5 protein-coding genes and 2 pseudogenes are annotated in these 8,537 nt (G+C 45.6%); 6 read left to right on the top strand and 1 reads right to left on the bottom strand.

All coding sequences use genetic code 11. The features are described 5' to 3' along the window. Nucleotides 1-518: 518 nt before the first annotated feature. Complete coding sequence (locus BG32_RS12700; RefSeq protein ID WP_121510455.1) at nt 519-2,204, bottom strand: serine hydrolase; 1,686 nt, start codon at nt 2,202-2,204, stop codon at nt 519-521. A 51-nt stretch (nt 2,205-2,255) separates the two neighbouring features. On the opposite strand from BG32_RS12700, the gene BG32_RS12695 reads away from it, so the two are divergent. The 6 genes and pseudogenes from BG32_RS12695 to BG32_RS12670 all read left to right on the top strand — a co-directional run bounded on the left by BG32_RS12695 (nt 2,256) and on the right by BG32_RS12670 (nt 8,145). Continuing rightward, complete coding sequence (locus tag BG32_RS12695; protein ID WP_006487562.1) at nt 2,256-2,501, top strand: hypothetical protein; 246 nt, start codon at nt 2,256-2,258, stop codon at nt 2,499-2,501. A gap of 519 nt (nt 2,502-3,020) precedes the next feature. Then, nucleotides 3,021-4,193 (top strand): sugar MFS transporter, encoded by a 1,173-nt coding sequence (locus BG32_RS12690; protein WP_006487565.1) that lies wholly within the window; start codon nt 3,021-3,023, stop codon nt 4,191-4,193. Between the two features lie 218 nt (nt 4,194-4,411). Beyond that, nucleotides 4,412-4,876: a hypothetical protein gene (locus tag BG32_RS12685; protein ID WP_006487567.1), complete on the top strand. Its 465-nt coding sequence runs from the start codon at nt 4,412-4,414 to the stop codon at nt 4,874-4,876. A 187-nt stretch (nt 4,877-5,063) separates the two neighbouring features. Then, a pseudogene (locus BG32_RS17205) lies at nt 5,064-5,554 on the top strand (DUF4256 domain-containing protein). Nucleotides 5,555-6,116: 562 nt separating this feature from the next. Further along, a pseudogene (locus BG32_RS17200) lies at nt 6,117-7,274 on the top strand (MFS transporter). Between the two features lie 25 nt (nt 7,275-7,299). Further along, on the top strand, nt 7,300-8,145 hold the full coding sequence (locus BG32_RS12670; RefSeq protein ID WP_121526943.1) for an ADP-ribosylglycohydrolase family protein: 846 nt from the start codon (nt 7,300-7,302) through the stop codon (nt 8,143-8,145). Nucleotides 8,146-8,537 lie beyond the last annotated feature (392 nt).

Genomic DNA, 8,537 nt, shown 5'->3' with positions numbered 1-8,537 from the left:
CTTGATAATACGAGTATTCGGGACTTTTATGCAACCGGCAAGAATAATTAAGAGCGACAAAGAGCAAATAAGCAACGCTTTTCTCACAATATCGCCTCCAGTCTAGCGTTGATGATCAGGAACAAGAAGCATAGAGACCGACTTTGAATTTGGTCGTAGGAGTTTGAATGCAGTTTGGACGAAGTATTATATCAGCTGTGATTTCGAACAATAACGAATTTACAGAGTCCTTTCGAAATCAGCATGTGAGTCAAATTTAACAGAACATACTAAAACGGGAGTAAATAAGTAGAAATTTCTTAAGAGCTTATATGGGTTCATCCCCCAACTAAATTCATTGCGGTCCCGACATGTGTTCCAAGAAATCAAGACTAGACATTAATAATGCAGTATAGACATCGACTGAAGAAGCCGTGATAGTTGCAACCTGAACTACCCTCTTAGAAGCTTCGCGAAAGATTTCTGAAACATGCCAAACGGCAACTGATTCTCAATTTACAGTAACTAATCTTTTTTCTTCAATGAATTCTAGCGAACTTCAAGAACTCCCTCCCATCATTGTCGTAGTCCCTGAACACAAAAGCCTCAACGTCTTGATCCCTGTCCCTTAGGAACTCAACGCCAAAATAGCAGCTCAGATAAGGTGGTGCATAGGTGAAGAAAAGATCCTTGACGGCGGGCCGGTATTCGAAATTCATAGCATCGTGGTGCGCATTCGTGTTGGAAAATAGCAGGCCTCTTTCGGTTGCATAGAGATCGTAACCTGTGTCAATATCACGACAATAGTATCTTCCACAGTACTCTTGGAGATCACATTTTGAAAGTCTCTTCTCGAATGGTCTGAACCAAACTGCACCGCTGTGATTTGTTAATAGAAGCCCTTTCTCTCCATTCTCCCGGAAGATTTCCCCTTCAAACTCACGATCCATCTCTTCGAATCGGAGTCCTCTCAGGGGCAATAATACATGTACCCTTTCACCGTTCATATCTAGCTTGAGGAAGCCCTCCTCAACGAAAAGCCTGCAGATTTGAGCGCTCTTTCTATCGGCAAACCACTTGTCGCCTTCCTTCATCTCTTCAAGCCAATCTTCAGAAAGTTCTTCAGGTTTTGTGCCTTCGTCTTTGCTGTCAAGACACGTCGAATCTTCTCCAAGAACCCAGTCGGCAATTGCTTCGTAGATCTCGATGCCGAGTTTCACCAGCATCCTGTGAAGGAAGTCGTTACGATTCGCCAGAACAACAACTGAAAGGGATTCGGCAGGTATCCTGTAAATGGCAGCGTTAAATCCTAGGCTTCCTCCCTCGTGCATTACAGTCGTCTTACCCTTTCTCTTCGTCAAGAATAGGCCGTAACCGTAGTCGCACCGGTTGCCGTTGTTCAGTTTTACCGGAGAAATGATCTTCTCCGACAACCTCTCCGGATCTTCACCAAGCATCTTCTTGTGGAAAGCCTTTTCCCAAATGAGAAGATCATCAAGCGTACTCCACAATTGACCGGCTCCTGTACACTCCATTAGATCGAGAGCTTTGGATAGCCTTACCGATTTGTCTAAAGGTAATCTGAAAGACTTGGAATGCAGGTAGTCGTATTCGCAGTAGCCATCAACAACATTCTTTATCAGTCTAGTATTGTCTTCTCTGAAAAAAGTGTTCGTCATTCCTAATGGGGAGAAGATCTCTCTTGTTGCGAATTCATTCAATGTCGATCCAGTGATTTTCTCAACCAATCTACCAAGAAGGAAGTAACCCGAATTGCCGTATGCCCACCTTTTGCCAGGCTCGAACTCGAGCCATCGAAGGTTTCTTAGAAGGTTGTACGCTTCTGTCGAAGTCAGATAGTCACTCTCTCTTAAGCCCATTATGTATTGCGATACCTTGTATAAATCCGGGAGGCCATTTGTCATGTGTATCAGATCGAAGACTCTTATCTCACTTGCATGGCTTCCCAGATCTGGGAAGAAATCGCTTATCCTCCGAGACACATCGAGATGCTTTTCTTCGAGCAAAGCAATGCACATCGCCGTGAACTGCTTGCTCACCGAACCGATGTGAAAGACACTGTCAGTCTTTACAGGAATTCCCTGTTCTTCATTTGCTAGCCCAAAAGTCTCTTTTAGGACCACTTCTCTTTCTTTGAAGACACCCACGGCAACTCCAGTGGTTCCAAGGTCTTCGAACAAACAACTGATATATTTTCCAGCCATAAGTTATCCCTCCTTCTCAAGAGTTGCATGCTAACTTGAGCCTGCTATCGATTGAGATATTATACTTTAGATCATAGAATTCCCAATCTTCCTGGGCAGGATGAGGCATTCAAGAGGTTCTCTCCGGTAGAGACAGGTTTCTTTCCCGTCACAGATCTTTTCGCAGAAGATGCAAGTGCCACGGGCTTTGCCAATCTAAGTGTCGGCCACGCCGGTGGGGGAACAGTTTCGGCAGAGGGGATCTTCTCAAATCATGAAGGCGTTCAAAGAAGGAGCGATAATCGGCAGCTTCTCTAAGATACACGATTGTACAGGTTATTTCTAAATGGTTTTCATGGGCATTAATTATGGATAAAGTCTCATGAGTCTGGAGACGATCCCACTTTTTCCACCCAAGTTCAATTCCACTGGAAACATTTGATTCAAAGGACCTTCCGCGTTTCGGAATCCCACCTTCCGTTTGCATATTATTGAGAACTTGAATCGTTTCAGGTTCCAGTTAGAGGGAGGAAGATTTCTCCCAAAGACGGTGAACACCGTCTAAAAATTCGATAACCGTTATTGAATCGAATATTTCCGGCATTGTATGTTTCACAGCACAGGTTCTCCCAAAGAAGTTCTTCGCCGTTTTACACAAATTCCTACAATGATTACCACAGTAGCCACCCGACGACTTAATCAGAGAGACCAAAGAGTAGCTTCTTGTTTTTTCCGGAATTCCCGTCATAGCTAGCCGCAAGTGTGCTACACTCTTCGCAGTCGGGAAACCTAGACTGATTTTGTTTGATTACGACTTCCCCGTTACCGGAGGCATTTATGAAGTTGACATCGATCTTCATCGTGGTTGCATCGCTGTTCTACTTTATGATGGGGTTTGCTACCCAATCCATTAACAGTGCCTTACCCGCAATCGCGGTGGAACTCGAGATGAACCACAGCATGACAGGTCTTGTTCTTGGTCTCCCATCCCTTCTCTATCAGGTAGCCGTTATTGTTGCCGCAGCTCTCTCAAGAAAGTCTGGGCCATTTCTTTCCGCTTCGCTCGGCATCTCCTGTATAACTTTCTCAGTGATCTTTATGGCGCTTTCACGGACCTACTATACTTTTCTGATAGGAAGGCTGTTGTTTGGTTTCGGACTGGGTGCAACGGAGATATCCATTGCGCTCGGCGTTTCGCAGTTAGCTTTCAAGCGAACTGGGGGTGTACTGAATTCAGTCTACTCTTTCTTTGCTTTGGGGAGCATCGTGGCTCCTTTGGTAGTTTCTGCTGTCTTGACCGAAACAAACATGTGGAATGTTCCCATCCTTATTGCTGCAGCGCTGTTTCTTGTAGTGGTTTTTCTATCATGGACCGTATGGAAGAAAGCTGCGAAAGAGTCTCTTTCAGATGTCGAGAAGCGAAGGATCACTTTGCCGAGAGATTCGATGTTCTGGCTCGTGGCTGCTGGAGGGCTTCTGTATGTTGGTTATGAGGTGGGTCTCTTCTCATGGCTCTCGAGTTTCGCTTACGAGGAGAAGCTCCTGCCGTTAAGAATGGCCAGTCTCACAACATCTATTCTTGCGCTTGGTCTGTTCGTCGGCAGAATAGTGACTGGAGTTGTTGTCGACAAATTTGGACTCCAGAGAACTCTCGTAGTTCTCGGAACGATATCTCTGGCGGGATTTTCTATAGCTTTCTTTGCGGGGAATTCTATTCTTCTTTCACTTGGAGTCTTCATAACAGGTCTGGGGTTTTCGGGAACATTTCCAACGCTTCAGGCGATAATCGTATCCGGCTACAGGCAGAACCGCGAAACGGTCTTGGCGATTTTTGCAGCAGCGGGCTCTGTCGGGGCTGTTACGACGAATATTCTTGTTGGAGGAGTAAGTGACAGAACAAACCTCGCTTATGGAATGTCAGTTATCGGGGTTCAGATAGCGGCCGCCCTTCTCATCTTCACTTCTATATACCTTATTCAGCGAAAGAGAAAGAAGCTTGCAACTTCATGAATATAGCAAGTAAGACTGCTTCTTTCAGAACGAGGGTAGATCGAGTCGTATGAACTTCAAGAGCTGGACTCATTTCTCAAGCGCGGATTTACAATGATTCACCAAAAGAGCAGCATCACAACATCCCTTTCGAAGAAAAGAGAACTCACTCTTGTATTATTATCATATTTAGAAAGACTCATACTAAGCCAACCACTTCACTCCGGGAGGTAATTATTATGGGCATCGGTATAATTATTCGATGCAAGGAATGCGACTATTCGAAGAATCTCCAGATTGGTGTCGGAATGATGTACGCTCCACACAACATCTTGAATCTTGAATCGAAGTCGCCCATCTTGAAATCACTCATTCCTTCGAAAAAGACCATCGAGAAGATAAAGATGCTTATAGAAAGTAAGAACGCAGTTCTTGCCGATGACTACGGTCATTACATCTACAGATGTCCAGGATGTAGCGAGCTATTCGACAGATTCTTCATTCACCTTGACTATGACGATGAAAGTTTTGAACCCAGTTACCGTTGCGGTAAGTGCAGATCAACGCTCGAGAGAATCGATCATAACTCCGATGAAGGCTCAATCGAAGAGAGAATCGGCAAGATCCTGGCATCCTTTCCCTGCCCGAAGTGTGGGAACCGTTCCCTCTACGTCGATTCTGACTGCACACTCATGTGGGATTGATTTTTTCTTAAAACCGATCTCTTCTATCTGCTATACTGTTTGTAGATGCCAGTCTTCGGTTGCCCGCATTGGCAGCTGTTCTAAACCTATACAAAGCATTGGAAGCGAGGAGAGATAAACTGTGAAAGAGAAAGATCGCAAAGATCTGTCTCTCTAAAGACAAGGAAAGCTGATCGAGTCGTTCAGATTGCGATTCGAAAGTAATTTGAGTCGTCACAGGGCAATCGACTGGGTCCTTGTCCGGGAAAGACTGAAGGTAAATCCCGAGAAGCTCCGGTCGTCGAACGAGATCGAGATTACCGGAGGAGAACCCGACGTCGTTGGGTTGACAAGGATACGGGAGAGTTCGTCTTCTATGACTGCTCACCCGAGAGCCCCACAGGGCGAAGAAGCCTTTGCTACGATCGACCGGCCCTGAAGTCGATGAAAAGGGACAAGCCGTCCGATAGTGCCATCTATATGGCCGAGAAAATGGGCATCGAGATTCTGACGGAAGCTCAGTATAGGGAGCTGCAGAGCTTCGGGAGCTTTGATACAAAGACATCCGCCTGGGTGAAGACTCCGGAGGGCATAAGAAAACTGGGCGCTCTTTTCTGTGACCGAAGATGTGGCACCGTCTTCGTCTATCATGGTGGCGCCATTCATACTACAGTGTCAGAAACTTCAGGGGTTCATTGAAGGTATAGAAAAGACGGTCATTTCATTCTGCGGTGAGAATCCTCCGGATTCTTCAAGCTTCGAAGCAAAAGAAAATGCTACGCAAAGCATCATAATTGAATCTACTCGAAGTCGAGATGAAGGAGACCGAGAACGCTTCCCTTTGAGTTAGATTTGGATTTGATTATCTGCATGTCAACCAGTGGTTCTTGAGAAGGACGTAACGCATCATAATTGAATCTATTCGAGCGGGAGCTGATACATGGAAACAAATCTACTCGAAGTCGAGATGAAGGAGACCAAGAGCGCTTCCCTTTGAGTTAGATTTGGATTTGATTATCTGCATGTCAACCAGTGGTTCTTGAGAAGGATGGTAGGCGATGAAGAAATAAGCTATAATCAACTCGAAACTTATACTTGCATTTAGTACATCTGGAAAGTCTCCTTTCTTTGTTTTTTCTGTTCGAAACGTTTGAGTATTTGCTCCATAAAATGACAGGATTCGAAGCTCCCTCGAAAGAGTAGTTTACTGAAGAAGCGAAGTGAGAGAAGATTTTTCTCTACCTTGTCAGAAAGGAAGCATATGTTCTCTTTTTTACTCGTCATTATTTACGTGGCCTTTGTCAGTCTGGGCTTACGGGATTCTCTGCTGGGCTCTGCCTGGCCAGTGATGGGGAAAGCGTTCGCAGTTCCTCTATCTTTTGCAGGCATTGTTTCAATGATCATTGCCGGCCGAGCGATCCTTTCAAGCCTCCTGTCAGATCGGTTGAATCGAAAACTTGGCACGGGCCTCGTAACGTCGCTCAGCGTGGGTATGACGGCAGTTGCTCTCATTGGATTCTCGGTTGCGAATTCATTTGCAACTATCTGTTTGTGGGCTATACCCTTCGGCCTCGGTGCCGGTGCCGTCGATGCCGCACTGAACAATTACGTTGCCTTGCACTTTGCCTCCTGACATATGAGCCGGCTTCACTGTTTCTGGGGAGTTGGGGCTTTCATAAGCCCTTATATAATGAGTTATTTTCTTGGAACACAACTGAGATAGCATAGAGGACACGGAGCGGTGTCTGTTATCCAGATTGTGTTGACCTTGGTTCTCTTCAGTGGCCTTTGCCTCTGGAGAAGTGGTAAGAGTGAAAGAGATGGAGAAAGTAAAACCTCTTCGAAGTTTTTGAGCGTTGGCAAAGCGCTTAGGATAAGAGGTGTTCTGTTTGTTCTCATTGCATTTTTCGTATACTGCAGACCAGAAACAACTGCTGGACTATGGGCGAGCAGTTATCTCGTCGAGTACCAAGGAGTGGATGTTGAGACCGAAGCGATCTTTTCATCGCTCTTCAGTCCGGGAATTACTGTTGGCAGGTTCTTGAATGGTTTCATCGTCGACAGGTTCGGGGATAAAAGAGTGATTCGCTATGGGATCTCAACATTGACTGTGGGAGCTATTCTTGTGGGCATTCCCTTCAAGTCCGAGATCTTCGCCTTGGGGGGCTTGATTGTAATAGGACTGGGTTGCGCCAATCTGTCAGTAATTCACGCAACTCCATCGAATTTTGGAAGGGAGAACTCGCAAGCAATTATTGGAATTCAGAAAGTCAGCACTTATGTCGGCACAACTTTCATGCCCCCTCTGTTTGGCCTGATTGCAAACGGCGTGAACATTGGGCTGTATCCCGTATATCTTGCGGTTCTTGCAGTCTTGATGCCGACCATAACCGAAACCCTTAACCTATCCATTGGGTAGTAATGAATGGCTTACGAGGTGTACAATGCTTGGAGCGATTACCGGAGACGTAGTTGGATCGAGATTTGAATTCAATAACCACCGTGACAAGAATTTCGAACTCTTCACTGAAGATTGCTTTGCAACAGATGACAGCATAATGACCCTAGCCGTCGCAAAGGCAATAATGGAGACCGAAAAAAGTATAAACAAATCGGGGATAAAGAGCAGGGCAGACAGCGATTATCTCTCGCTGCTGCAAATGCTGGCCATAAAATACATGCAGGAAATAGGCAGAGACTACCCGAACTGCGGTTACGGTGGAATGTTTGGCAGATGGGTCTTTAGCGATTGTCCAGAACCATATAACAGTTTTGGAAACGGAGCCGCCATGCGGATCAGTCCAGTCGGTTTCGTTGCAGAGTCAGAGGAAGAGGCTGTCAGCCTCTCCGGTGCGGTAACTTCTGTCACTCACAATCACAGGGAAGGGATCAAAGGTGCCGAAGCTAAAGTCATGGCCATCTTCCTTGCGCGCCATGGCCTTTCGAAGAGAGAAATTCGAAGCAGGATATCCGAGGACTACTATCCCCTTAACTTCAAGATCGATGAAATAAGGGACACATATGAATTCAGTGAGACCTGCCAGGAAACCGTCCCTCAGGCTATCGAATGTTTTCTTGAATCAGTCTCCTTCGAAGATGCAGTCCGGATTGCTGTATCTCTGGGCGGAGACAGCGACACCATTGCGGCAATAACCGGGGCCATAGCCCAGGCTTACTATGGCGTTCCTGACTGGATACGCCTCAAAACTCTTTCTTACCTGGACAGGAGACTTCGCTTCATCTACGACGAATGGGAGGCCTTTCTCGATAGATTGGGCATAGTCTTTTAGTTCTTCAGGCAGACATAAAGCCTTTCTATGTGATAATTTCACCTAACTCTTGCCCTGCCTCGAGGCTTTCCCCCTCACACAAGAGTTACAGCGAGTAACGGTATTTGCCACTTCATGAAGAATCTTCCAAAGCTTCGTCAATGAGTTTTTTGTATATATGTATTATCATAATAAAAACCACGATACCGGGGATTTAAGGTCGATAAACGGCTTCTCCTCCTTCTTAAGAACTCTATTTGACTTTGGAACCGTCTGTGAAAAACTCTATAATCATATTAATAGTCACAAACCTGTAAAGGAGGGGTGTTTATGAAAAGAGTTCTAGTAATTCTCATTGTTGTTTTCCTAGTGACATCGACTGTGATGTTCGCAGCGGATATCAAGAGAGGGGG

Source organism: Mesotoga sp. HF07.pep.5.2.highcov (genome assembly GCF_003666285.1).
Taxonomy (GTDB): Bacteria; Thermotogota; Thermotogae; order Petrotogales; family Kosmotogaceae; genus Mesotoga; species Mesotoga prima.
This window is presented reverse-complemented; position numbering and strand designations above follow the sequence as displayed.